The organism is Daejeonella lutea, assembly GCF_900168015.1.
In the GTDB taxonomy this organism is placed as follows: Bacteria; Bacteroidota; Bacteroidia; order Sphingobacteriales; family Sphingobacteriaceae; genus Daejeonella; species Daejeonella lutea.
Genome location: NZ_FUYR01000001.1, coordinates 1,566,542 through 1,590,515, shown reverse-complemented (window position 1 = coordinate 1,590,515; position 23,974 = coordinate 1,566,542). Strand labels below are relative to the sequence as shown.

The following is a 23,974-nucleotide window of genomic DNA, read 5'->3' as shown; positions in this document are numbered from 1 at the left end:
AATGCTCATTTCCCGTAACCAACATCGTTAATCAACTTCAGCAGCGACTGATCGCCGGGAGCATCGCCCAGAATTTGCCAGATCATTATTCCTGAAGCCTTTTCCTTTGCCAGTAGGACTTTCTTCCTCATTGTCTCCGTTCCGTTGTAATACATGATCTGCCCGGTAGGTGTAGTTACCTGATCTGAGTTTTCAGCACCAGGGAATGTTTTAATTATTTGACCATAGTTCATGCTGGATGCTTTAGATGTTAGCTCAGGTCCGAACCCGTACCCGTAAAAGCCAACTCCTAAAACAATCTTTTTTTTGGGGATCTTACGATCTACAGTAAAATAGTTAAGGTCCGCAACTGCATGTTCGTAAGTAGAATGCGGCCCGGGTTTCGAAGGGGTCCATGGTCCGGTATGATCGTAGCTCATCAGATTGACAAAGTCATATTGCTTAAGGGCGCGGTCGGTTAACTGATTTTTGTAGAATACAGCGATTGCGGAGGTCGTTAGTTTTTTCCTGGCTTTTAGCGCTTTTTTTAATTCAACAACGAATGCTTCGTAATTAGTGTCAATATCACTCCCTTCAATATCCACATCGATTCCATCAAAGTCGTACTTTTCTGCAATAGCTACCAGATCATTCACAAATTTACCACGCATGTCATCGCGAAGAAGTTTGTGATAATAGTCATGTCTGCCTCCGCCCGCAATTGATGGCAGGACTTTTACTCCTTGCTCATGAGCTGCCTTGATGAATGGAGCCAGGCCGGAGAGGTCCTGGGTGAAATTTCCCATTGTATCAGGGTTTAGAAACGAGAGATTAACATGCGTCATTTTGTCAAAGGGGACGGTTTTGAGATCAGCGTTCATTGCAGATCGTAGGGAGTAGTAACCTACAACTCTGAATTTCTTCTTGGCAGAAGCACTGGGCTTTGTTTGAGCCTCTGCCTGACTGAAAAAGAACAGAAATGCTGTAACTAAAAGTATTGATCTTTTCATTATTATGATTTTAGATGTTGGGATAGAATTCTCTTACGCGTGTTTCTTCCTGAATGGCTTGCTCCGTTTTACCTAGTTTGCGCAAAAGCACTGCGCGAAATTTGTGACACTTGCCAGCTACCGGTGAATCAGGGAAGGATTTTGCAGATTGCGAGAAAAGGTCGTATGCTTTTTGTAAGGAGGCTGAATCTTTATTTTTCATCAACTCACGTCCGTCAATATAATCCTGCATCCAGCGGCGGGCGATGGGGCTCATACGTTCTGCTTCCTGTAAAGTTTGGAACTGCGGTGGGAATTTAGAAAGAGTTTTTGGAAGGATAGCAGCAACAGGCTTCCTGAAAAAGGTCTCTATTGCATTTGCGAAGGCAATCGCTTCACCCAGATTATGTTCTTTTTCTTTTAGCCTGCTTTCCTCGGCTGGATTCGTAAAAAATGAAGCTTCTGCAAGTACACCTGGTATCCCGTAGGTGCCACGAAGCACGCTCGCTCCACTCCCCGAAAAGATCGTGAAGTCGGAAACAATACTAACATGGGTCTTCGTTTTGTACATATGCTTTCTGAGATTTTTCGCCAGGTGCTTGCTAAATTCCACGCTTGCAACATTTTCAGATGCAAGACCGTGATAATAAATAATAGGAAAGTTTACAGCTGGGTCTGCGGTCGCATTGTGGTGAATGGAAACAAAGAAGTCTGCTTTATTATCTACAGCCATTTTAGAACGTTCCGCCAGCGGAAACGTGACGTCTTCGCTTCTTGTTAGAAACACTTTAGCACCTTTCTCTTCAAGTAAGCCTTTTAAAAGTATTCCTACGCGTAGGTCAATCCACTCTTCCCGCTCCCCTGTAGGTCCCTGTCTATAGCTATCTGTAGCTGCAGAGCCCCCGTGACCAGGATCTATTACGATTACTTTTCCTGTTAGCGGAGTTGACTTCTGGGCGTTAGAAGTCAAAATGCCCGTCAGTAGTATACAGCATGAAAGAAAACCTATTCGTTTTATTTTATTTAACAGTAACATCTTGATTATATAATTTCCTAATTGACTAAACCTAATATTTCTCGTGGATCATAGTCATGATACGCACCATCTCATTGCTGATGTCAGCAGAAGGAATTAAGAAATTATTATTCATGAAAGAATAGATAAATTTTTTCCCTTTGCGTGTGACAATATAGCCACCCTGGATTCTTACGTTAGACAGCGTTCCTGTTTTCGCCCAAACAAATGGAACTCCATTATCAGTCTTAAACGCTGTGCGCAAAGTCCCGCTAACACCACCAACCGGGAACATATTAAGCAGTCGCTGCTCGTTGCCGACTTTATCACGTACCTTAATAAGCATTTTCACGATTGACCGCGGACTAAAGTAATTATTCCTTGACAGGCCGGAACCATCACGCCATTGAAAAAGATCCGGAAGATCGGTCAGATAGTTTTTTAAACTATGAGCAATTGCTGCCTCGACACTCAGTTTTCCCGGAAGGGTTGACGAGCAAAGGTAAAGGATTTGCTCGGCCAGGTAGTTATCGCTCGGAAGCATCATCCTTTTGTAGAGTGAATCGGAAGGGATACTGTAAAGAGTTTTAGCACTTTCAGGTAAGGCCATATTTGTAACATTAACAGGTTTTCCAAGCACTTCACTGAGAGTCTGCTGTGTCAATCCAGCTCCGGGAACAAGGTACACCGTTTGCTTAAAACCTGCCGGCACCGCCATAGAGGGATAGCTAAACGTGTTAGTACGCTCATCCCGTCGTACCGTAAATGATCGCGGATGATAGGAAGTGTCTTCCTTCAAGTAGTTATTTAGAAATTCTGGTTTCAATCTTACTTTTCCGTCGGGTCCGGCATACGCCTGTGCAGTGTTTTCTCCAATAGGTAATGAAACCATCGCAATTGTATAAATAGCCGAACCCACAAAATCAGTACTCGCATTACTATGGGAATAGAAAAGCTTTTTATTGGAGTTTTTTAAGAAGTCGTAGACTTTTGTAGATTTTAGATCGGGATGCATCATAGAAGGATCGCCAGTCCCCCAAAATATAAGTGAGTCACCCTTTGTAACGTAGCGCAGCCCGGGAATTGAATCACCGAGCATATTCAGTGCCGTGTATAACGTTATAATTTTGGTATTTGATGCGGGAATAGCAGGTTTATTAGCGTCCAGCTCATAAACCATTTTGTCTTTAACAGGATCGTAAAGTGCAAAACCTGTATAGTGATTGTTGACAATCTCAGAAGCTTTAAAGATCTTTTCAATCTTTCTCTTGCTTTGTGCTTTTGTTTGATCAAATGTTGCCAGGAATAAGATCAATGCCAGGAAGTAATTTAATTTTGTAGTTTTCAATTTTTTTGTTTTTGTAATGAGCGCTGGTTTTGAGAGAGCTTATTTTGGGTAAAATCTTTAATGCTTTAGGGCAGTTTGGTAATTTCAAATGCAATATAGTTCTCTGATTGATAAAATAAAATACCCCGGTTAATGGTCCAGATTGGCCATAGTAGAATTTCTTTGGACTCGGGATTATTGATTAATATTGTGCAAATGCAAAAACAATTTTTTCTAGCACTGCTTTTTCTAGCTCCTCTATGTGTTTGTTCGCAGGAAAGGCCACTTCCACGTAGCATAGGCTTAAAAATTGGGGTAATTAACCCTGGTAAGTTGAATGCCATCACCGATGTACCGGGGGTTAAAGTTGGGCATGAAACCATAATTAAGGGTGATTCTATAAGAACCGGTGTAACAGCTATAATACCTCAATCCGGCAATATTTTTCAACTGAAACTCGCGGCAGCTATTTTTAGCGGCAATGGTTTCGGGAAGCTAGCCGGCAGTACTCAGGTTGACGAACTTGGAAATTTGGAGACCCCAATTATATTAACCAATACTCTTGGTGTCGCTGCAGCGATGGAAGGCTTGATTGAACATACGTTGTCTCAGCCCGGAAACGAGGCAGTTCAGTCGGTTAACGCTCTTGTGGGTGAAACTAATGATAGCTATCTCAATGATATTCGTGGCCGGCATGTCAGCAGGCAAAATGTCCTAAATGCTATTGACAATGCAAAAGAAGGCCAGGTTGAACAGGGAGCAGTTGGTGCAGGGACAGGAACAGTATGTTTTGGCTTTAAGGGCGGAATTGGAACATCATCAAGAACCTTACCCCAAAGTTTGGGAGGATACACAGTGGGTGTTCTCGTACAAACTAATTTTGGCGGTGTGCTGCAAATTGACGGCGTGCCTGTAGGGGAAGAGCTTGGAAAGTTTTCCTTCAGTGATAAGTTGCTAAATAACGTTGATGGATCTTGTATGATGGTGGTGGCTACCGATGCCCCACTCGACGCACGCAACCTGGAAAGGCTGGCTAAAAGAGCTTTTATGGGCATGGCTAAAACTGGCGGTATTGCGTCCAATGGTAGTGGTGATTATGTGATTGCTTTTTCAACGGCTGCAGCGATTCGGATTCCGCACCAGCCACAAACTCCCGTTTCCACGACTGGCTATCTTCACAATGATTTTACTTCCCAGGTGTTTATGGCTGCAATTGAAGCGACAGAGGAAGCTATCATTAATTCCCTGTTTTCCGCTACAACGACACGAGGACGGTCGTCGCGCTTGGTAGAAGCATTACCACTCGATAAAGTTATCCCGATACTAAAAAAATATAATCGTTTATAAAATAGATATGTACGTTCTGCTTAATAACTCAATAATTGCCGAAGAAGAAGCGACTCTCAAAATCTCTGATCTTGCTATTCAACGCGGATATGGAATATTTGATTTTTTAAAAACTGTTGGAGGGAAACCTATATTTCTGGAGGACCATCTTGACCGCTTTTATAGCTCTGCGGAGCAAATGCGACTGCCGGTAAAACTTTCAAGAACAGAGTTGACAGAACTCCTCTACATGCTTATCGAAAAAAACCAATTGGCAGAATCGGGTGTAAGAATAACCTTAACCGGGGGATATTCGCCAGATGGATTTAACATAGCCGCGGCATCAAATATCATTGTAACACAGCAAGACTTTGTTATTAACAGAGATTTCGAAAAATCGATAGGATTGATGACATACGACTACCAGCGCCAATTCGCTTCAGCCAAAACACTGGATTATTTAAAGGCCATCTGGCTTCAGCCCGTTCTTAAAGAAAAAGGGGAAGACGATATTCTATACCACGATAATGGAGTTTTACGGGAATGTCCGCGAGCGAATTTCTTTCTTATAAATGAAAAAGATGAGATTCTTACTTCCAAGAGCAATATCCTCAAAGGTGTTACCAGGAAGCACATTCTTAAATTCAGCAATCAGAATTTCAAAATTGACGAGCGGGAACTGACTATGGACGATCTAAGGCACGCAAAAGAAGCCTTTATCAGCAGTACAACAAAGAATATTTTGCCGGTGACAAGGGTTGATGGTCGTGTTCTTGGCGATGGGACACCGGGCCCGGTTACAAGAGCGTTGATGAAACAGTTTGACAAATATGTCTACGGTTGATTCATGATCTAAGAACAAATAACAAAGAGCAAAGACAAAGTATTTAATACCTGATTTTTATCAAGTTGTCCTTGTTCTTTGCTCTTTGTTCCTTTATCCTATTAGGCTTTTACCTTGATAATCATTTTCTTAACTACGCCGTCAGCTATCATCGGAGCATGAACATCCTCAGGAAAGAAGATTGCAAATTGATTGTCGTTTAGTGTAAAATGCATATCCGGAGCATCGTTAAAAAACAGAACATCTTTTTCTGCATTATATTCTCCCTTTGGCGATGAACAGGTGCTCCTTGGGCGCCATCCAAATGTTTCAGGACCAGTTATAACTAACTGGATGTCAATGTTATTGTTATGACACTCGAATTTCGTTGCAGACTCTTCTGCTGTCATACCTTCTTTTTCCGCAATAGCTCCTTTTAATCCTTCACTAATATCGAATTTGCTTACTTCAAGCGACTTAAGATTTTGCTGACTGATATATTCAAATGCTTTTTGAAAAAGGGGGTGTACGCCGTAATATTTAGCAGCGTTGTCAAGAGTATCTATGATCATATTTCTTCAATTAAATATTAGGTTTAAAAAAACCCACCTATTTGAGTAGGTGGGCTCTTTATTTTTATGTTTTAATTATCGCTGCACACGGCCAGATCCGTCGCCACCAACTAATGCTTTTACATCAGATAATGTTGCGTGGTTAAGATCTCCAGGAATTGTGTGCTTAAGTGCCGATGCAGCAACACCAAACTCAGCAGCATCAGACATTTTCATTCCTGTTACCAAGCCGTAGATGAAACCGCTTGCAAACGAATCGCCACTACCAACACGGTCAACGATACGCACTTCGTATTGTTTAGTTCTGTAGAATTCGGTTCCATCGTAAACCAGAGCCGACCATCCGTTATCAGATGCGCTGTGGCTTTCTCTCAAACTCGAAGCAACATATTTGAAGCCAAATTTTTCTTTTAACTGCCTGCAAACATCTTTGTAACCATCCAGATTCAATTCTCCCTTGGTTACATCTGTTCCTTTGCTAGTAAAACCTAGGCTGTCGTGAGCGTCTTCCTCATTTCCGATACATACATCAACATGCTGACAAAGTCTGGTCATTACTTCCCTCGCTTTTTCTTTACTCCAAAGTTTTTTACGGTAGTTAAGGTCGATACTTGTCGTAATTCCTTTAGCTTTTGCAGCTTTTAACGCCGCTTCAGTCAACGCCGCAGCGGAATCACTTAGCGCGGGCGTAATACCGGTTGTATGGAACCAGTCCGCACCTTCAAAAATTGCATCGAAGTCGAATTCTGATGCGTCAGCTTCCGATATTGACGCATCGGCACGGTCATAAATTACCTGTGACGCGCGCATGGAAGCACCTGTTTCAAGGAAATAGATACCTAATCTTTTACCACCTCGAGCAACATGTTGTGTATCTACCCCATAACGGCGTAGATGGTTGATTGCAGACTGACCTATGGCATTGTCGGGAACTTTAGAAACAAATGATCCATTTAATCCATAATTGCAAAGTGCGGCAGCTACGTTTGCTTCACCGCCACCATAGGTTACATCAAAACTGTCGCTTTGTACGAATCTTTTGAAATCAGGAGTTGATAAGCGTAACATTATTTCTCCAAGGGTTACGACTTTTTTAGCCATTGTTGTGTGTTATTTAAGTTGAAAAGTAGGTTTGTTAATTAATCGCAAAGGATTAAACAAAAATACACTAATGACCCGTATTTGAAAGTTTTTCGCATCCAAACGTAAAAAAACTTGAAAATTGTTACGTATGAATTTCAGCACAGATAGGTGATAGAGATTTTACATAAAGAAATTTATAAAATCTTTACATTAGGCCTTCAAATAACACATCAAATGAGTAAGAAAGCAGAACTTTTAAAACTAATACCTGAACAGGGAATTTTACCTCTATATTTTTTTAAAGATGAGGAAACAAGTGTTGAAATATTAAGAGCATTATATAGCGCAGGCATCCGTACTGTTGAGTACACAAACCGGGGCGAAGCTGCATTAAATAATTTTAAAAAGCTGCGGTCAGTCGTTGATGCTGAAATGCCAGGAATGTACCTCGGAATCGGAACAATTAAGGATGGTGCAATGGCACAGACATTCATCGACGCTGGTGCAGACTATATTATTTGCCCGGGATTAGTTGAGAGTGTTGCTCAGGTTGCCGATAAACATGATGTGCTATGGGTACCTGGATGTATGACTCCAAGTGAGATCATTAAAGCCGAAACCTTAGGCGCAAAGATGGTGAAATTGTTTCCGGGAAATATCCTGGGCCCTGGTTTCATGTCTGCAATTAAAGAATTATTTCCTAATCTTTTATTTATGCCTACCGGTGGTGTAGAGCTTGACAGAGGTAATATTGAAGGTTGGTTTAAAGCAGGTGTTTGTGCCGTAGGAATGGGCAGTAAACTGGTAAGCAAAGATGTGATGGAGAATAAGAAATACGCTGAACTTACTGCATCAACACAAGAAGCGCTAGAAATTATCAAATCCCTGAGGAAATAGTCGTTCCATGATAGTATTACAAAGCCGGAAGATCAGTTCTTTCGGCTTTTTTGTTTTACAATAACTTTCATTAATACGAGTTTATTGTCGGTTATTGGTAAGCGTCTGAATTGAAGGCCATTGATTCAACAGTTAAAAGGGATTATCCAAGATATTTTTTAAATAGAACAACCGCGTTTTGCCTTGTTAACGTATCTTATATAAAACTTTGATATATTTTTGCAGGAACAATACAACGAGGAATGTGTAACAGGATAATTTACGGGCTTTCGGTCACCCTCATTTTGCTTTTTTATCTCTCCTCTGCAAAAGCTCAAAGTACTTCCAATGAAGGGACGGAGTTTTACGCGGCATTCCCATCTCACGTTGCTGCTAATATAAACGGTGTAAGGCCGCTCGCTAATTACTCGATTTTCATTACCGGTAAGGAAGCTTCAACAGGGACAGTAACCGTTGGCAGCTTTTCGCAAAGGTTCAACCTTGCACAACCCAATACGGTTATCGAGGTTAAAGTACCGCGTGCCGATGCCTACATAGATAATGCGGAATCTAACCGGGTGTTATCAAACCGGGCTATCAGAGTGCTTGTAGATGCAGGAAAGCCCAAGGTTGTGGTTTATGGTCACATCTTTGCCGGCGCGCGCTCAGCGGCTTCATTGATATTACCAAAAGATGCGTTAGGACAGCAGTATTTCAGTATGAACTATACAAGTGGGAATACAATGGATGGTGGATTGAATCATATAGTCGTCATTGCCAGCGAAGCCGATACTAAGATTTTTTTCAAACGAAATGGTGCTGATCTGATACCCGGGGGAGTTGTGCTTGCGAACAAGGGAGATGTGTATGAGTATCTTTCAGCAAATGATCTTACTGGGGTTAGTGTGTCGGTAGATCCGGCAACATCTGCGTGCAAGAAGTTTGCGATGTTTTCAGGTACCACGAACTCCAGCGTTACAGCTGCTACAGGATGCGCCGGGAATGTTTCATCAGATCCACTTTATCAGCAGAACTATCCAGTTGAAAGCTGGGGTAAAACATACGGCTTTGTTCCTTTTAGTTCTAAAAGCCCCAGCGGAACAAATGTCAGGACGCGTGGAAATTATATCAGGGTGGTGGCCAAGGAAAATAACACACCTGTAGAGTTTAATGGGGCGTTAGTGGCAACTCTTAATGCCGGTCAGTTTTATCAAACTATTTCGCCTACCAATACACCGACGTATATTTCGTCGACAAAAGCAATCGCTGTCGCTCAATATTCGCTGACGCAATCCTGTGCCGGAGGAGGCGTGAGTGATCCGGATATGGTGATCCTAAATCCGATTGAATATAATATTAAGAATATTACCGTTTACTCATCTAACAAAGAAGACATTAGCGAAAATTACGTGAATGTCCTTATTAAAACTTCTGCAGCCAGCAGTTTCCGGGTAAATGGCGCGGCGCCGAAAGGGACCTTTTCAGTACTCCCTGGTTCGCCAACCCTTTCATATTTGCAGCTCAATTTGAACCAATATGCAACTCAGATCTTTAATCTATCAGCTGCTGATGGATTCAATGCAATTGCGTATGGATTTGGTGATGTAGAGTCTTACGCGTACTCAGCAGGTACAAACCTTGCATCTAATCAGTCTGCTATCGCTGAAACCCCGGATACAAAAGAAGTAATTAATGACGCCTGCAGCAAGCAACCCTTCAATTTAAAGGTAACCCTTACTTCACCGGTTTCGAGTCTCTCCTGGCAATTTGAAGCTGGCGGTATTGTTGAGGAACAACTTATAACCACGTCTGTGCCCGTGATCAGGAATGGGACAACATATTACGATTATTACTTTCCCAAAACAGTTTCCTACCCGACTGCGGGGCAGAAAAATATCAAAGTGCTGGCAAAATATCCATCAATTGGGGGCTGTGCTTTGTCAGAGCAACAAATAGATTTGACTCTTAATGTCTACGATCCGCCAACATCGAAATTCAAAACATCAACAAATCTATGTGCTGTCAGTGAGATCCAATTTACAGACGAAAGCCTGGCGAATGGAAATCCTATTACTTCTTGGCTATGGGATTTCGGCGATGGTAAGACATCAACTGAGCAGAATCCAATTCATTCTTATTCAAGTGCAGGCACTTACACCGCCAAACTGTTGGTGAAAAATTCGACAAGTTGTGCAACGGTTGCATATGCCCAGACTATTACCATCAGTTCTATACCGACGCCCGCATTCAGCTTGTCTAAGCCAGGTTGTAATAACACAAATATCACTTTCACGGACAATTCAACTATACCCACTGGCTCTATTGTGAAGTGGAGTTGGGATTTTGGCGACGGGACAACAAGTGTAAAGTCCAATAATCTCGCCTTTGATCATACATATGCGAGCGGGGGTAATTATCAGGTTGTTTTGACAGTAACAAGTAATACCGGATGTGAATCTACACTAACACAGACCGCCAACGTCAGTACCCCTTCGCTTGAGGCAGGACCTGATTTTATCATGATACGGGGTGGCTCAGTAGCTTTTAATATTGCCGCAACTGGAACCAATTTGCAATACAAGTGGAGCCCTTCGATCGGCCTTGATCGGGATGATGTCAAAAATCCTATTGCTTCTCCAACTGAAGATACCCGGTACACTGTAACTATTACTTCGGAAGAAGGTTGTGTTGTAAGTGATGAGATTTTTGTGAAGATAGTCGACAAGCCCATAATTCCTAATACATTCACTCCCAACGGCGATGGGGTGAATGATGTTTGGGAAATAGAGTATCTTGATAGCTATCCGGAGGTAAGAGTGGATATATTCAATAGGTTTGGTGTTAAAGTGTATGCCTCTATCGGTTATATAAATCCCTGGAACGGAACATTAAATGGCAGTGATCTGCCCGTAGGGACATACTATTATGTCATTGATCCAAAGCTAGGAATTCCGGCTTATTCCGGTTGGGTAACTATTTTAAAATAGCGACAGTTTGTAAATCAATTTATTACGTATGTGTGTTATGCGATATGGAACAATAATTTCACAATTAGTAAGTTACATAAACGATAAAAAAATTGTATCTATGCTAGATGGAGTGTCTGGATCACTTTCAAATGCGTACTCTGGATATGTGTTGAACGCTCAATAACTGATAATGAAGAGAATTTTACTTTTAATAATGTGGCTGGGTTCAATTGAGTTGGCTTATTCGCAGCAGCGGCCACAGTACACCCAATATATATTTAACAACTTTATTCTTAACCCTGCTATCTCTGGTATCGAGAATTATATCGATGTTAAAGCCGGATACAGGAGTCAGTGGCAGGGATTAGACGGGGCCCCGGAAACTTCGTATATATCTATTCATGCGCCGTTAGGTAAGAACTTTCTTTACGGAACATCGACTTCTGTACCTCAATCGGGTGGAACCAATCCCAACAGCAGAAGTTATGTTCAAACATATATGGCTTCAGAACCTCATCATGGCATCGGATTTCACGCTGTTTCTGATAAAGCCGGCCCAATTTCAAGGACAGATGTCAATGCCACCTATGCTTATCATATGGGTTTAAGTGCAAATGTTAACCTATCGTTAGGAGTTGCGGCCGGAGTATCAAAGATCTACCTTGACCGTTCAAAAATCACTTTGGAAAATCCTATTGATCAAGCGATTGGTACCGGTGATTATGATCAGCTCAAACCTGATCTCAGCGCGGGCGTTTGGTTGTATGGTCCAAGATACTTCGCGGGTGTGGCGGCTCAACAACTTTTAGCCAGCCCGATAAGTTTCAGCGATGATGCAGCCTACGATCAAGGTAAAAAGGTGCCACATATGTTCATTTCTGCGGGATACAAGGTTTATTTGGGAGATGATTTTGCAGCAATGCCATCAGCAATGGTGAAGATAGTGTCACCAGTACCAGCATCTGTAGACGTGAACATGAAAGTAGCATACAGGGATAAATTCTGGATGGGAGCGAGTTACCGAAAAGATGATGCTTTTTCGGCAATGGCAGGGTTCAATGTGGGTTCGTTCATGAACTTGGGTTACTCTTACGATTTTACAACATCGGGCCTAAACACTGTTAGCAATGGTTCACACGAAATTGTACTGGGAGTATTTTTGAATAACCGCTATAAAGTTAGCTGCCCGCAAAAAAGTTGGTGAATAAGTTGACAGTTGAAAGTGGACAGTTGATAGCAGCAAAACCGATAGCCTAAACGCTGGATATAAAATACAAGAAGTTTTACGAGACAAATTTCCGTCCAGCCTGGTAACTGTCAACTCGAATAGGGCAAGCCATTACAACTCTTTCCTCAACCTCGCTACTGGAATATTCATCGCCTCACGATATTTAGCAACAGTGCGTCGGGCAATATTATATCCTTTTTCCTTTAAGATTTCAGTCAACTTTTCGTCTGCAAGTGGACGCCGTTTATCTTCTTTCCCGATACACTCTTCAAGGATCTTCTTAACTTCTTTGTTAGATACTTCCTCACCGCTATCCATCTGGATAGCTTCAGAAAAGAAAGATTTTAAAAGGAAAGTGCCGAATTCAGTTTGAACATATTTTGAGTTTGCCACCCTGGAAACCGTTGAAATATCCATTCCTATGCGGTCTGCGATATCCTTTAAAATCATTGGTCTCAGGTTCTTGTCATCGCCCGTCAGAAAGTACTCGTATTGATAGTTCATGATTGAATTCATGGTCTTCAATAATGTTTGCTGACGCTGTTTTATTGCATCGATAAACCACTTGGCTGAATCCAACTTTTGTTTCACAAACTGGACTGCTTCTTTGAGCTTTTTATCTTTTTGTGAGGTCTTATCATAATGCTCAAACATTTCCTGGTAGGAGCGGCTAACACGGAGTTCCGGAGCATTTTGCGAATTTAAGGTAAGAAACAATACGCCGTCATTGTTGCTGATGTGGAAATCAGGAATAATCTGTAATTGTTTTGTAGTGACTGCATTTGAATCACCCGGCTTTGGATTAAGCTTAAGAATTTCATTTACCACATCCTTAAGCTCCTCCGAATCCATATTGAGAGACCGTTCCAGCTTGTCATAATGCTTTTTTGTAAACTCGTCAAGATATTCCTCAACAACTATCATTGCCTTCTGAACAACAGGAGTATGATCACGTTTCCTCAGCTGAATAAGCAGGCATTCCTGCAAATCCCTTGCCCCAACCCCCGCTGGGTCAAACGACTGAATTACTTTTAGCATTTCAAGAACTTCATCTTCTTCAGCAAATACATTTTGTGAAAAAGCAAGATCATCTATGAGCGAGCCTATTGGCCGGCGCAGGTAGCCGTCATCGTCAAGGCTTCCTATAATCTGCTGACCGATTCGGAAATCTTTGTCAGACAAAGGAACAAGATCTAATTGTGCTTGCAGACTCTCAAAAAAAGAGCTTTGTATAGCGATTGGAATTTCCTTACGGTCATCATCATCATCGCCATTCTGGTCGTATTTTGAGCCGTAATCGTTTAAGTTGTCTTCCTGAAGGTAGTCGTCCACATTAAATTCGTCCATGGTTTCCTGAGTGTCTTCAGAGTTGAAGTTGTCGTCGTCCGGGTCACGGTCAGGATATTCCTCTGTGGGTTCATTCATGTTTGCAAGGCTCAGGTCTTCAAGAGCTGGATTGTCTTCCAATTCCTCTTTAATCCTGGTGTCCAGCGAGACAGTAGGCACCTGCAAGAGCTTGATAAACTGAATCTGTTGGGGAGAGAGTTTCTGAAGAAGCTTTTGTTGTAGGTTTTGTCTTAACATGGTACGGTATGAGGCGTAAAATTACATAATAATGGTGGGATGGAATAAAACTTGAATAAAAATATCTCTTTCATAAGGCCAGCGATAGCTTTAAAATTAATTATTTTGGTTATTAACGTTTTAAACTTAATTTAGATTGAACCATTTAATTTTAAATTATGTCAGTTGTTAAGGAATTCAAGGAATTTGTCTCCAAAGGAAATGTCGTTGATCTCGCAGTTGGTGTGATAATCGGAGCGGCATTTGGAAAGATCATAACTTCTCTTGTTGATGATATTATAATGCCTCCAATTGGATATATGACGGGAGGTGTGGACTTTGCGGATAAGAAAGTAATACTGGTTAGCGCTGATGCTGTAAACAAAGTTGAGGAGGTTGCAATTCGTTATGGCAATTTCATCAATACCCTAATCCAGTTTTTTATTGTAGCAATTTGTATTTTTGCTGTGGTAAAAGCTATTAATTCGCTTAAGAGGAAGGAAGAGGAATTGCCGGCAGCACCTGCTGCTCCGAGTCGGGAAGAGGCTCTTCTGGCGGATATACGCGATATTCTTAAAAGCCAAAAAAGTTAATTTTTTGGTAATATATCTCAGTCAGGGCTTATTTTGATTCTGTTGTTTGAATTGTGAAAAATCAATCTTATATTTGCACTCCTGTTTTTTAGAGCAATAATAGATTAAAAGTCATGAAAAGAACATTCCAGCCTTCTCAAAGAAAAAGAAGAAATAAGCACGGATTTAGAGAGCGTATGAGCAGTGCGAACGGAAGAAGAGTTTTAGCATCAAGAAGAGCTAAGGGTAGAAAGAGATTATCAGTATCTGACGAGCGTCGCCACAAAGCATAATTTGGGTGTTATTCGTAGCCTTTACGAATTTTGCAGATATAAATCTGCTTGTTGATCAGGCTAAGTAACAATCAAATGTATAGTTTTAGTAAGGAAGAACGGTTATGTAGTATAAAGCTTATTGATAAGCTTTTCCATAACGGTTCTTCTTTTTTGTTATACCCTTTTCGCATCATTTGGCTTCAGGAAGCTCTTCCAGCTGAAATGCCTGTTCAAGTGTTAATCAGTGTACCGAAAAAGAAATTTAAGCGCGCGATTGATAGAAATTTGCTCAAACGCCGGATCCGGGAGATTTATCGCCTCCAGAAAGCGGAACATTTTTATCCTTTTCTTACAGAGCACTCTCTGACAATACTTCTTGGTATTAACTATATTGGTAATGAGATCGGGGATTATGCTTTTCTCGAAAAAAAATTACATGCCGCAATTCTGAAGTTTAAAAAAACTTATTTAGAAAACCATGTGGAATAGGCTGATCAAACCATTTTTTACTGCTGTTTTTCTTTTAATTATAAAGATTTATCAAACGCTGATATCGCCAATTCTAGGCAAATCTTGTCGCTTCACGCCAACTTGTTCACATTACGGAGTTGAAGCGATAAAAAAGTATGGTCCTTTTGAAGGAGGCTGGCTTACTTTAAAGCGAATTGGCAGGTGCAATCCATGGGGCGGGCACGGCCACGATCCAGTTCCATGATCTTTAAAATATAATCCATGGGTGAAAAACTTATACTGCTTATCGAAACTGCGACCACCTCTTGTTCTGTTGCCTTAAGTGAAGGTGGCAAAGTGATAGCTGTAAAAGAAGCAAATGAGCGGAACATTCACGCGAGTCATATCACGCTTTTTATTGAAGAAGTTATGAAAACCGCAAATAAGCAATTTTCAGATTTGAATGCTGTGGCTATCAGTAAAGGACCAGGTTCCTACACCGGTTTGAGGATTGGAGTTTCTACAGCCAAAGGTTTATGTTATGCATTAGACATACCTATGCTAAGTGTTAATACACTGGAGGCAATGGCTTCAGGCCTGTTGAAAGCAAGAGAAATATCTAGATCTGCCTATCTGATTCCCATGATAGATGCGAGAAGGATGGAAGTTTACACTGGAATTTACAGTCCGAATCTTGAATTAATTGAAGACGTGAATGCAAAAATTATTGATGAGTTTTCATTTGATCAGTACCCTGATAAAGAATTAATCTTGTTTGGAGATGGAGCTGAAAAGTTCAAAGAATTGTTCTCAAAAAAGATAAATATTCAATTTCAACACTTTGAAAACTCGGCAGCACACCTAGGGTCATTTGCTGATGAAAAACTTCGGAAAGGTGAGGTCGAAAACACGGCTTATTTTGAGCCTTTCTACCTGAAGGAATTTGTTGCTACAAAGAAGGTCAACTGACTTTCACTTTTCCTTTTTTTTGAATATTCCCTTGAAAAAACGAGTTGCCCACGGTTCATTGAAACCCGGTATAAAGTTAGCATTTGCAGGATGCTCAAGAACGCGCCCAAACTTCATCCCAAATCCCATATAGAACGACATGCCAGCATATCCTGATGAATATGGCCCGGTATCCTTGCGTGATTCCTTTATCAATTGTAAGGTTTTAAAAAGTTGATCGCTGCCCAGGAAAAATTCCGCATTGGGTGATTTGACCATAAACTGACCGCCTACAGCCAGGTATTTACTCGTATTGTAGTCTGCAGATGCTGTAAATACAAAATTCCTGTAGTGATAATTGTTTGTCAATACAATATCAGCCCCCTCATAATACACACTTTTTGAAAGGATCAGGTTTGGTTGATAATTCCCGTAATTCTTATTTAGGAGTACTTCGGCTTTTCCATTAAGCAGGCTGAAATACGACCTGTTTGTGGAGCTATTGCTTATTCTTTTATCGAGGCTATCTGCAAGTCTGTTATCTGCAGAGGAATTCGATGCATTCAGGATGACAATGTTTGAAGCATCAAAATTATATTCGTATGATTCTTTATTCCACTTGATGAAGCCAAGGTCTTTGAGGTTCCCCATTAAAAACCATCCATTTCGGAATTTGTAACTCGCGCCAGCTGTAAATGAAAGGCCAGGGTTTTTGAATTTTGGTTTTATAGCCTGGGAGTCAAAATTATCAAATTTAAAACTGGAACGTAAGTTGCCGATTACGGATACCCCAATAATGTCTTCTTCCTGGTCGATGGCAACATCTGATTCAGTCACTTTGAAAGCGGTGTGAGTGATACCACTTAGCAAACTTCCTTTAGCTCCAATAGAAAATCTTTTTGTTAAATCCTGCCGGTATGATAAACTAAGCTGGTGATAAGATTGATTGTACCCTTTGTTATTAAAAAACCCTTTGGCGGATGTGGTATTATTGAACAAATCATAATCATCAAATATGGCCAGGGTCTCATTTGTCGCTTTAATCCGTCCATCGTCGCGTACCTGCCATGACAGGCCTATTTCCTGAGACTTTTTAACTGTATGCAACCAACGGAGCATTATTATATAAGTGTTTGTGTTAAAAGCTACAGTATTAAATTTATTTTCGCCGATGGGAATATTATCTGCGTTAATAACCCCATCGTAGATTAGTGGTCTGAATGCAGGGCTTGCCGAACCGCTGGCGGAGGCATTGATTGTTATTGTCGGGATAAAAAAGTTAAATGCCATACGGCGACTCGTGTCGATCTGGTAAGCACTTTGCGATGGATTTTCAAATACATCGTATAGCGTGCGGCTATTATATAAATTGAATTGTTGTCCTGCAGCCTGGCCAGCCGAAATCAAAAAAATAAGTAGCCAAAAGATCTTTTTCAAAAAAACGAGTTTAATCGTATTAAATATATTTCTCGGAAATTAAGGAATATTATCCTCATTATATACGAGTGAATCAGTAGAAAGTGCTGCTTTTTCTTCGTAGCCAAGGTAGAAATTTGTAAAGAAATGTTTTGTGTTGCTTGTTAGCTGGTAGGAGAATCCATAGAAATTCCTAAAACCATAATCTTTGCTATCAATAATTCGGGAATAATTCTTTTTTAGCAAGTTCCTAAAAAGAGCGTTTGAGTTCTTTGAAAGTAATATAAAGGATATGTTACTTTGATCTGCAACGAGTTGATCAAAGTGTGAGAAAGCTTCAGATTCATAGAGCAATCTGTCACTTCTGTAATCATTCAAAAATCTCTGAACTGTTCCGGGTGAGTTCGAAATTATGATAAGGTTGTCGGTTATTGCATAGTACGGTTTGCTGTATTTTTTTAACGGATCTCCGAAATAATAGTAAAAGAGATTCTCATAATTCAGTTTTTTTATATCATCTGAATAATTTGTGCTAAGCGGATCTAAATAGAATTGCAATTGGCGACCGTTGGATACCCTGATTACACCAAGATTTTCGAATGTTGAAAGCTGGATGTTAGTGAATTCGTTTCCCCATAGTTTTTTAATATCACGCTCCGTATTAATTCCAGTCTCGGCAGTTATTTGCTGGATCTGTGCATCCAAGCCTGGAAGTTCTTTTCTGATCCCGAAAAGGCGCTTTAGGTCTGTGCTATAATCACCGTAACTGGTTATGCCGTAGCATATGGCATTCGACATGTTATAAGGCAGGATTTTTTTGATGGTGTTCTTTACCGGTTGCTGATTCAGGAATAAATTAAGGTAGCCGTCATGTTTTTCTGTAATGCGAGTGATGCCATTGAACATCAGGGCATCGCTCTTGTAATTTAAGTTAAGATTTGAATATGCGGGAAAGCTGCTAAAGAGACCAAAGTTACCATTAGGTTTTTGTTTGAAAATGGGTTGCATAAACCCAGGTTCCCCATGATTAATAAAAAGACTGGCAAGTGCGTCATCATCCTTTAACAGTGCGTCATTAATCTCGTTAATATATTCTTTACTTATCTTTTTGCTATTTTTATCAAGACTAGACAGGAGCAAGGGCTTTGAGAAACTAGCCCTGGCGATTCTGCCGATTAATCCGATGTAAAAACTATCATTGGTCACATTGTTTTTTATTTCGATCAGCTCCTGTTGGGAATCAGTTATCGTCTTCACTTGATTCCCATTTTGATTGGCGATCACTTCGGCAATGTCAGCTAATTCAAGATCTTCCTTTAATGGCATTACCCATAAAAATTGCAGGCTATCGCTTGACATCGGGTGGAAGGACAAAAATATCCTTCGCCCTTGTGTAGAATTGTAGAAGTCACGGTTGTTTAGAAGAAGTGATTTGAGCCATGAAAGCTGTTCCTTTTTCTTCTTTCCTGTTAGAGCATCAAAAACGGTGTAATCTTTAAAGATCTCGTATAAACTCTGATCGTTTGAAAAATTAAATACCATCGATGCATCGGAAGGGATGGCTGCCAGGGTCTTATCATTGCTTCTGCTGTCACCTGTCAAATTGGAAAAGTACAAATACGCTACGGAAAATACAGCAAGTAGTAATACGGATGTAATTCCAAGAATTATTTTCATTTGGCTAAATTGCTTCCTAGGGTAATATCCCGGTATCATTTGGGTGCTTGTACAAAATTACAGTTTTAAGCTAAAGCGAAAGAACTGTAAGATGTAAGTTCATGCTTTCGCGATTGAAGGTACCTTTTTAACTCGTCTCGCGGCGAAAGTAATTCCAGTGGTTGTTCTTGAACTTCATGTTGAAGTTTTCTGCTCAAAAATTTAACTTTAAGAGATGAAGCATTGGGTTCTCGTTTTATTGATTCTAATTTCGGAGCAAAGTTTTGCGCAGGTAATTTCAGGTAGAATACTTGAAGCCAGCACAAATATTCCTATCCCCCGGGCTAGCATCTATATTGAAGGCTCCTTTCGTACAGCTATTTCCGACAGCAGCGGCTATTTTTCGTTGAATACAGGTGTGAGTAATCAGGTTCCGATTATTGTAAGTTGTGTTGGATATTCATCGTTAAGCGTTACTGGATATAGGCCTACATTAGAAGTAAAACTGGAACCCAAAACATATCGGTTGGGCGAAGTTATAATCACTGATGACGGAATGTCATATGCGGAGAAATTAAGTATATTCAAGATGGAGTTTTTAGGTACTTCACCGGCGGCATTAAATTGCACTATTGAGAATGAAGACGACCTGGTATTTCGATATGATCGAAATAAGAAGTCCCTCGAAGCCATTTCCGTACAGCCTCTGATCGTTTATAACCGCGATCTTGGTTACAGAGTGAATTATTTCCTCGACAAATTCGTAGTAGTAAAAGGGACAACGGCTTTGAATGGAAGAGGGAAATTTGAACAAAATGTAAAGGACAATGCAGATGATTCGCTATTCATTGGCAATAACAGAAGAGATACATACTTAGCATCCAGAATGTATTTCATAAGGTGTGTCTGGAATAATACACTCGAGAAAAATAATTTCCGAATTTATGAACCGAGCGGAAGAAGGATTTTCGCAAATGATTTGATAGTATCTAAAGACGGGGCAAAATATCTTCGCATCCCATTTAAAATAAGAATAGTGAGGAAGGGAATTGAATCCACTTTGTACGCTCAAAACCGGCTTGCTCTAAGTTACATCGATAAGAATGGATATTACGACGCTAATGAATTAGTCTGGAGTGGAGCAATGGCTTCACAGCGCGTCGGTGATCTGTTGCCTTTCGAGTATTAAGTGGTCAGAAGGTCCGCTTGATCAATAACCATGGTCCTTTCTTTGTCATATACCTTCAACTCAGTTAACAAATAAGGATGAGATTTGCATCCTAGATCAAGGAAGGGTAATTTTAACGATCTAAACCATCGATATGAACAAACGGATAATTGTTATTGCTACGGTTTTCGGAATTCTTGCTGTAATATTGGGAGCATTCGGTGCTCATGGTTTAAAAAAACTCATCAGTGCCGAGCAATTAGAAACCTGGCAGACTGCTGTTCAATATCAATTTTACCATACATTGGCAATGCTTTTCCTCTCTACTTTTTCAAGGTTTAAAAGCCGTGCGATCAACACTGCCTCCTGGTTCTTTACATTAGGCATATTGCTTTTTTCAGGATCACTCTATCTCATATCCGCAAAGGATGTATTAGGTATTGCTTCGGTTAACATTCTTGGTCCACTAACCCCGATTGGCGGTTTGTTTTTCATTATTGGTTGGGGATGTCTTCTTGTAGCTACTATTAAGAATAAATAATGCTTGAGTTTCATGAAACGCAAGATACCGCGCGGAAGACAATCTTCGTGGAAGTTATTCTACCGCTGGCTATTTCAAAAACCTATACTTATAGGGTGCCGTACGATATCGATAAATCGGTTGACATTGGAAAACGTGTCGTAGTTCAATTCGGGAAAAGCAAAATATACACGGCAATTATTTATAATATTTCTGATAAGCCGCCAGGTCTTTACGAAGCAAAGTATATTATTGATGTTCTGGATGAGGAACCGATAGTTAACCATTTTCAACTTTCCTTATGGAAATGGATGTCAGATTATTATCTCTGTCATCTCGGCGAGGTAATGCAGGCAGCATTGCCGGCGGCATTGAAGCTGGCGAGTGAGACTAAGATAACACTTAATCAATCAGCAGAATTCGAAAGGAGGAATTTGTCAGATAAGGAATTCCTTATCCTTGATGCCCTGGAAATACATTCAGAACTAAGAGTTAGCGACATTAGCAAGCTATTGGGTCAAAAGACTGTTTTCCCGTTACTTCGCGCGTTATTTGAAAAAGGAATCGTCTTAATTTCGGAGGAGATTAGTGAGAAATTTAAACCCCGTAGAAAGGCCTTCATTATCCTGAATCCTTTTTATAACGACTCAGCAAACCGCAAAGCTCTTTTTGAAGTTTTGGAAAGAGCCCCAAAACAGCTGGAGCTGTTGCTGGCATACTATAAGTTGGAAAAGTATCAGCAGGAAATTGCAAAATCTGATCTTATCGAAGCCAGCGGAAGCAGTGCCGCTGTGTTAAAAACGCTGCTTGAAAAGGAGATTTTCTTTCAGGAAAACAAAGTTATCAGCCGATTGAGTAGTGAGGAACTTGAAATCTTCATGAAGTTTGAACTTAATGAATCTCAGGAGAAGGCGTTAAGTCAGGTTAAAGAGGCGTTTTCGGAACGAGATGTAGTTTTGCTTTATGGAGAAACCTCATCAGGCAAGACGCAGATCTATATAAGGCTGATAGAGCAAATGCTTTCCGAGGATCGGCAGACCTTATACCTTTTACCGGAAATCGCTCTCACCACTCAGGTCATTGAACGGCTGCGTGAGTATTTTGGAAACCAGGTCGGTATTTACCATTCAAAATTCAATGACGCGGAACGAGCTGAAGTTTGGCAGAAAGTTTTGAAGGGGGAGTACAAAATGGTGTTGGGAGCCCGCTCATCGATTTTTCTTCCATTTCAAAACTTGGGATTAATAATAGTCGATGAAGAGCATGAGTCGTCTTACAAGCAGTATGATCCGGCACCCCGATATCATGCCCGGGATACCGCCATATACCTTGCCCACCTACACAAGGCTAAAATTGTTCTGGGATCGGCAACGCCAAGCCTGGAGAGTTTCTTCAATGCAAAGATTAAAAAATATGGCTTTGTAACTCTGAAGGGCCGATTTGGAGGAGTTCAATCCCCGCTTATCGAAGTCGTAAGTATCGGAGAAGAATCAAAGCGAAAGACTATGCAGTCTCATTTCACTTCGGTGCTGATAAACGAGATAACTGGCGCGCTGTCTCGAAAAGAGCAAGTAATATTATTTCAAAATAGGAGAGGTTACACACCTGTTTTGTTATGTACCACATGTGGTTATACCCCAAAATGTATTAATTGTGATGTGAGCCTGACGTTCCATAAAAGCAGCGCAAAACTACACTGCCATTACTGCGGCTATAAGCAGGAGCTTTTGAACGCATGTCCTGCCTGCGGATCCACTAAAATTGAACAAAAAGGGTTCGGAACTGAGAAAATCGAGGATGAACTTCAGCTGCTGTTTGAAAACGCCAGGATAGCGCGGATGGATCTTGATTCCACGCGTTCCAGGAACAGCTTTCAATTATTGCTTAATAACTTTGAAGAGGGGCGAATAGACATTCTGGTTGGTACACAAATGGTAGCTAAGGGACTTGATTTTGGCAATGTGACAACAATCGGTATTGTTAGTGCCGATAGTATGCTTAAATACCCCGATTTTAGGGCCTTTGAACGCAGCTTTCAAATGCTTTCACAAGTTTCAGGCCGAGCAGGCAGAAGGTCCAAGCAGGGAAAGGTAATCATACAGGCCTACGATACATCACATCGTGTGATTAGCCAGGTGGTTCGCAATGATTACGAAGAGATGTTTGATACAGAAATCCTGGAACGTAGAAATTTTCACTATCCGCCAATTTATAGGCTTATTCAGCTAGATGTGAAACACAAGGATTTCACTAAGCTTTTAAACATTGCAACTTCGCTGGCTGGAATATTACGTTTACAATTTGCAGATCGCATATTAGGCCCGGAAGCTCCTTTAATCGGGCGGATCAGAAATTACTATATACAGACCATTCTCATTAAAGTCGAAAAGGAAGGGGTTTCGATTCAAAAGATCAAAGATGCTTTGCGCGATATTCTTGCAACATTTGAAGCAGATCCGGCTAATAAGGGAGCATATATACAAATTGATGTGGACCCTTACTAAGTTTCAAGTGGATCTAATATAATTGAAACTTAAGACTATTTTTGGCTGGTAGAATGGCACATAAGTTAATAGATAATTATCGTGAAAGGGGAGCCCGAAAAAAGCTGGTTGAAAAACTGAAAGATAAGGGGATTAGTGATGAAAAGGTGTTAAAAGCGATCGGAAAAGTTCCGCGACACTATTTTTTTGACGAGACTTTCTGGGAACAAGCTTACAAAGATATTGCCTTTCCCATAGGTAACGGACAAACTATTTCACAACCTTATACTGTCGCCTATCAGACAGAACTCCTACACATACGGAAGGGGGATAAGGTGTTGGAAATCGGAACCGGTTCCGGCTACCAAACATGTATCTTGCTCGAGCTGGGTGCGAAAGTTTTCACAATTGAGCGTCAGGAAAATTTGTATAACCGCACAATTCAGGTTTTACCGCATATGGGTTATAAAGCTGAATTTTTCTTTGGTGACGGATCTAAAGGTATCGATGAGCATGCTCCTTACGATAAGATAATTGTCACCGCTGGCGCGCCGCTCGTGCCCCAGATATTACTAAAACAACTCACAGTGGGTGGTATTTTGGTTATACCGGTGGGAGATGAAAAATCTCAGAAGATGATCACTGTGTTAAGAGTCAGTGAAAACGACTATGAAAAGATTGTCTTAGATACGTTCAGGTTTGTGCCCCTGGTAGGAGAGCAAGCCTGGTAGAGAGA

22 protein-coding genes are annotated in these 23,974 nt (G+C 40.8%); 14 read left to right on the top strand and 8 right to left on the bottom strand.

Annotated features, from left to right (window positions below; translation table 11 throughout):
• Window positions 1-5 precede the first annotated feature (5 nt).
• The 3 genes from B5X60_RS07160 to B5X60_RS07150 all read right to left on the bottom strand — a co-directional run bounded on the left by B5X60_RS07160 (window position 6) and on the right by B5X60_RS07150 (window position 3,331).
• Window positions 6-989 (bottom strand): glycosyl hydrolase family 18 protein, encoded by a 984-nt coding sequence (locus tag B5X60_RS07160; protein ID WP_079701913.1) that lies wholly within the window; start codon window positions 987-989, stop codon window positions 6-8.
• A gap of 10 nt (window positions 990-999) precedes the next feature.
• Entirely contained in the window at window positions 1,000-1,938 is a 939-nt protein-coding gene (locus B5X60_RS07155; RefSeq protein ID WP_245803474.1) for an N-acetylmuramoyl-L-alanine amidase, read from the bottom strand.
• 97 nt (window positions 1,939-2,035) lie between these two features.
• On the bottom strand, window positions 2,036-3,331 hold the full coding sequence (locus B5X60_RS07150; RefSeq protein ID WP_139377388.1) for a D-alanyl-D-alanine carboxypeptidase: 1,296 nt from the start codon (window positions 3,329-3,331) through the stop codon (window positions 2,036-2,038).
• 195 nt (window positions 3,332-3,526) lie between these two features.
• On the opposite strand from B5X60_RS07150, the gene B5X60_RS07145 reads away from it, so the two are divergent.
• Together B5X60_RS07145 and B5X60_RS07140 are read left to right on the top strand one after the other, a co-directional pair.
• On the top strand, window positions 3,527-4,657 hold the full coding sequence (locus B5X60_RS07145; protein ID WP_139377387.1) for a DmpA family aminopeptidase: 1,131 nt from the start codon (window positions 3,527-3,529) through the stop codon (window positions 4,655-4,657).
• 7 nt (window positions 4,658-4,664) lie between these two features.
• The gene (locus B5X60_RS07140) at window positions 4,665-5,480 is read left to right on the top strand and encodes an aminotransferase class IV (RefSeq protein ID WP_079701909.1); all 816 of its coding nucleotides are present in this window, start codon (window positions 4,665-4,667) and stop codon (window positions 5,478-5,480) included.
• Between the two features lie 101 nt (window positions 5,481-5,581).
• Here B5X60_RS07140 and B5X60_RS07135 read toward each other — a convergent pair whose 3' ends face one another.
• Both B5X60_RS07135 and B5X60_RS07130 read right to left on the bottom strand, forming a co-directional pair.
• Window positions 5,582-6,031 (bottom strand): YhcH/YjgK/YiaL family protein, encoded by a 450-nt coding sequence (locus B5X60_RS07135; RefSeq protein WP_079701908.1) that lies wholly within the window; start codon window positions 6,029-6,031, stop codon window positions 5,582-5,584.
• A gap of 75 nt (window positions 6,032-6,106) precedes the next feature.
• Window positions 6,107-7,132, bottom strand: coding sequence for a sugar kinase (locus B5X60_RS07130; RefSeq protein WP_079701907.1), 1,026 nt, complete (start codon window positions 7,130-7,132; stop codon window positions 6,107-6,109).
• Between the two features lie 216 nt (window positions 7,133-7,348).
• On the opposite strand from B5X60_RS07130, the gene B5X60_RS07125 reads away from it, so the two are divergent.
• The 3 genes from B5X60_RS07125 to B5X60_RS07115 all read left to right on the top strand — a co-directional run bounded on the left by B5X60_RS07125 (window position 7,349) and on the right by B5X60_RS07115 (window position 12,163).
• On the top strand, window positions 7,349-8,011 hold the full coding sequence (locus B5X60_RS07125; RefSeq protein ID WP_079701906.1) for a bifunctional 4-hydroxy-2-oxoglutarate aldolase/2-dehydro-3-deoxy-phosphogluconate aldolase: 663 nt from the start codon (window positions 7,349-7,351) through the stop codon (window positions 8,009-8,011).
• Between the two features lie 242 nt (window positions 8,012-8,253).
• Window positions 8,254-10,977 carry a PKD domain-containing protein gene (locus B5X60_RS07120; protein ID WP_079701905.1) on the top strand — a complete coding sequence of 908 codons (2,724 nt, stop codon included), beginning with the start codon at window positions 8,254-8,256 and terminating at the stop codon, window positions 10,975-10,977.
• Between the two features lie 172 nt (window positions 10,978-11,149).
• Window positions 11,150-12,163: a PorP/SprF family type IX secretion system membrane protein gene (locus tag B5X60_RS07115; protein WP_079701904.1), complete on the top strand. Its 1,014-nt coding sequence runs from the start codon at window positions 11,150-11,152 to the stop codon at window positions 12,161-12,163.
• A 135-nt stretch (window positions 12,164-12,298) separates the two neighbouring features.
• On the opposite strand, the gene rpoN is transcribed toward B5X60_RS07115, so the two are convergent.
• Window positions 12,299-13,771 (bottom strand): RNA polymerase factor sigma-54, encoded by a 1,473-nt coding sequence (gene rpoN, locus B5X60_RS07110; RefSeq protein ID WP_079701903.1) that lies wholly within the window; start codon window positions 13,769-13,771, stop codon window positions 12,299-12,301.
• Between the two features lie 158 nt (window positions 13,772-13,929).
• Here rpoN and mscL point away from each other — a divergent pair, with 158 nt between their 5' ends.
• From mscL to tsaB, 5 genes are all read left to right on the top strand, one after another.
• Window positions 13,930-14,343 carry a large-conductance mechanosensitive channel protein MscL gene (gene mscL / locus B5X60_RS07105; protein WP_079701902.1) on the top strand — a complete coding sequence of 138 codons (414 nt, stop codon included), beginning with the start codon at window positions 13,930-13,932 and terminating at the stop codon, window positions 14,341-14,343.
• A 113-nt stretch (window positions 14,344-14,456) separates the two neighbouring features.
• Window positions 14,457-14,615: a 50S ribosomal protein L34 gene (gene rpmH, locus B5X60_RS07100; RefSeq protein ID WP_079701901.1), complete on the top strand. Its 159-nt coding sequence runs from the start codon at window positions 14,457-14,459 to the stop codon at window positions 14,613-14,615.
• A 75-nt stretch (window positions 14,616-14,690) separates the two neighbouring features.
• Complete coding sequence (locus B5X60_RS07095; protein WP_079701900.1) at window positions 14,691-15,086, top strand: ribonuclease P protein component; 396 nt, start codon at window positions 14,691-14,693, stop codon at window positions 15,084-15,086.
• Window positions 15,076-15,312 carry a membrane protein insertion efficiency factor YidD gene (gene yidD, locus B5X60_RS07090; protein ID WP_079701899.1) on the top strand — a complete coding sequence of 79 codons (237 nt, stop codon included), beginning with the start codon at window positions 15,076-15,078 and terminating at the stop codon, window positions 15,310-15,312. The genes B5X60_RS07095 and yidD overlap by 11 nt, the downstream gene beginning before the upstream one ends.
• Before the next feature lie 17 nt (window positions 15,313-15,329).
• Window positions 15,330-16,016: a tRNA (adenosine(37)-N6)-threonylcarbamoyltransferase complex dimerization subunit type 1 TsaB gene (tsaB, locus tag B5X60_RS07085; RefSeq protein WP_079701898.1), complete on the top strand. Its 687-nt coding sequence runs from the start codon at window positions 15,330-15,332 to the stop codon at window positions 16,014-16,016.
• A gap of 3 nt (window positions 16,017-16,019) precedes the next feature.
• Here the strand turns inward: tsaB and B5X60_RS07080 are convergent, their stop codons facing one another.
• Together B5X60_RS07080 and B5X60_RS07075 are read right to left on the bottom strand one after the other, a co-directional pair.
• Complete coding sequence (locus B5X60_RS07080; protein WP_079701897.1) at window positions 16,020-17,432, bottom strand: DUF5723 family protein; 1,413 nt, start codon at window positions 17,430-17,432, stop codon at window positions 16,020-16,022.
• A 39-nt stretch (window positions 17,433-17,471) separates the two neighbouring features.
• Complete coding sequence (locus B5X60_RS07075; RefSeq protein ID WP_139377386.1) at window positions 17,472-19,088, bottom strand: hypothetical protein; 1,617 nt, start codon at window positions 19,086-19,088, stop codon at window positions 17,472-17,474.
• Between the two features lie 214 nt (window positions 19,089-19,302).
• Here B5X60_RS07075 and B5X60_RS07070 point away from each other — a divergent pair, with 214 nt between their 5' ends.
• From B5X60_RS07070 to B5X60_RS07055, 4 genes are all read left to right on the top strand, one after another.
• Window positions 19,303-20,256: a carboxypeptidase-like regulatory domain-containing protein gene (locus B5X60_RS07070; protein WP_079701895.1), complete on the top strand. Its 954-nt coding sequence runs from the start codon at window positions 19,303-19,305 to the stop codon at window positions 20,254-20,256.
• Window positions 20,257-20,389: 133 nt separating this feature from the next.
• Complete coding sequence (locus tag B5X60_RS07065; protein ID WP_079701894.1) at window positions 20,390-20,776, top strand: DUF423 domain-containing protein; 387 nt, start codon at window positions 20,390-20,392, stop codon at window positions 20,774-20,776.
• Window positions 20,776-23,259, top strand: a complete 2,484-nt coding sequence (gene priA, locus B5X60_RS07060; protein WP_079701893.1) for a replication restart helicase PriA — start codon at window positions 20,776-20,778, stop codon at window positions 23,257-23,259. The genes B5X60_RS07065 and priA overlap by 1 nt, the downstream gene beginning before the upstream one ends.
• Window positions 23,260-23,312: 53 nt before the next feature.
• Window positions 23,313-23,969 (top strand): protein-L-isoaspartate(D-aspartate) O-methyltransferase, encoded by a 657-nt coding sequence (locus tag B5X60_RS07055; protein ID WP_079701892.1) that lies wholly within the window; start codon window positions 23,313-23,315, stop codon window positions 23,967-23,969.
• The last annotated feature ends 5 nt before the right edge of the window (window positions 23,970-23,974 follow it).

Excerpts from the sequence above, each read along its gene's own strand:
- B5X60_RS07160 (WP_079701913.1), bottom strand. The coding sequence starts at position 989 with ATGAAAAGATCAATACTTTTAGTTACAGCATTTCTGTTCTTTTTCAGT.
- B5X60_RS07145 (WP_139377387.1), top strand. The coding sequence starts at position 3,527 with ATGCAAAAACAATTTTTTCTAGCACTGCTTTTTCTAGCTCCTCTATGT.
- B5X60_RS07140 (WP_079701909.1), top strand. The coding sequence starts at position 4,665 with ATGTACGTTCTGCTTAATAACTCAATAATTGCCGAAGAAGAAGCGACT.
- B5X60_RS07135 (WP_079701908.1), bottom strand. The coding sequence starts at position 6,031 with ATGATCATAGATACTCTTGACAACGCTGCTAAATATTACGGCGTACAC.
- B5X60_RS07130 (WP_079701907.1), bottom strand. The coding sequence starts at position 7,132 with ATGGCTAAAAAAGTCGTAACCCTTGGAGAAATAATGTTACGCTTATCA.
- B5X60_RS07125 (WP_079701906.1), top strand. The coding sequence starts at position 7,349 with ATGAGTAAGAAAGCAGAACTTTTAAAACTAATACCTGAACAGGGAATT.
- B5X60_RS07120 (WP_079701905.1), top strand. The coding sequence starts at position 8,254 with ATGTGTAACAGGATAATTTACGGGCTTTCGGTCACCCTCATTTTGCTT.
- B5X60_RS07115 (WP_079701904.1), top strand. The coding sequence starts at position 11,150 with ATGAAGAGAATTTTACTTTTAATAATGTGGCTGGGTTCAATTGAGTTG.
- rpoN (WP_079701903.1), bottom strand. The coding sequence starts at position 13,771 with ATGTTAAGACAAAACCTACAACAAAAGCTTCTTCAGAAACTCTCTCCC.
- mscL (WP_079701902.1), top strand. The coding sequence starts at position 13,930 with ATGTCAGTTGTTAAGGAATTCAAGGAATTTGTCTCCAAAGGAAATGTC.
- rpmH (WP_079701901.1), top strand. The coding sequence starts at position 14,457 with ATGAAAAGAACATTCCAGCCTTCTCAAAGAAAAAGAAGAAATAAGCAC.
- B5X60_RS07095 (WP_079701900.1), top strand. The coding sequence starts at position 14,691 with ATGTATAGTTTTAGTAAGGAAGAACGGTTATGTAGTATAAAGCTTATT.
- yidD (WP_079701899.1), top strand. The coding sequence starts at position 15,076 with ATGTGGAATAGGCTGATCAAACCATTTTTTACTGCTGTTTTTCTTTTA.
- tsaB (WP_079701898.1), top strand. The coding sequence starts at position 15,330 with ATGGGTGAAAAACTTATACTGCTTATCGAAACTGCGACCACCTCTTGT.
- B5X60_RS07075 (WP_139377386.1), bottom strand. The coding sequence starts at position 19,088 with ATGAAAATAATTCTTGGAATTACATCCGTATTACTACTTGCTGTATTT.
- B5X60_RS07070 (WP_079701895.1), top strand. The coding sequence starts at position 19,303 with ATGAAGCATTGGGTTCTCGTTTTATTGATTCTAATTTCGGAGCAAAGT.
- B5X60_RS07065 (WP_079701894.1), top strand. The coding sequence starts at position 20,390 with ATGAACAAACGGATAATTGTTATTGCTACGGTTTTCGGAATTCTTGCT.
- priA (WP_079701893.1), top strand. The coding sequence starts at position 20,776 with ATGCTTGAGTTTCATGAAACGCAAGATACCGCGCGGAAGACAATCTTC.
- B5X60_RS07055 (WP_079701892.1), top strand. The coding sequence starts at position 23,313 with ATGGCACATAAGTTAATAGATAATTATCGTGAAAGGGGAGCCCGAAAA.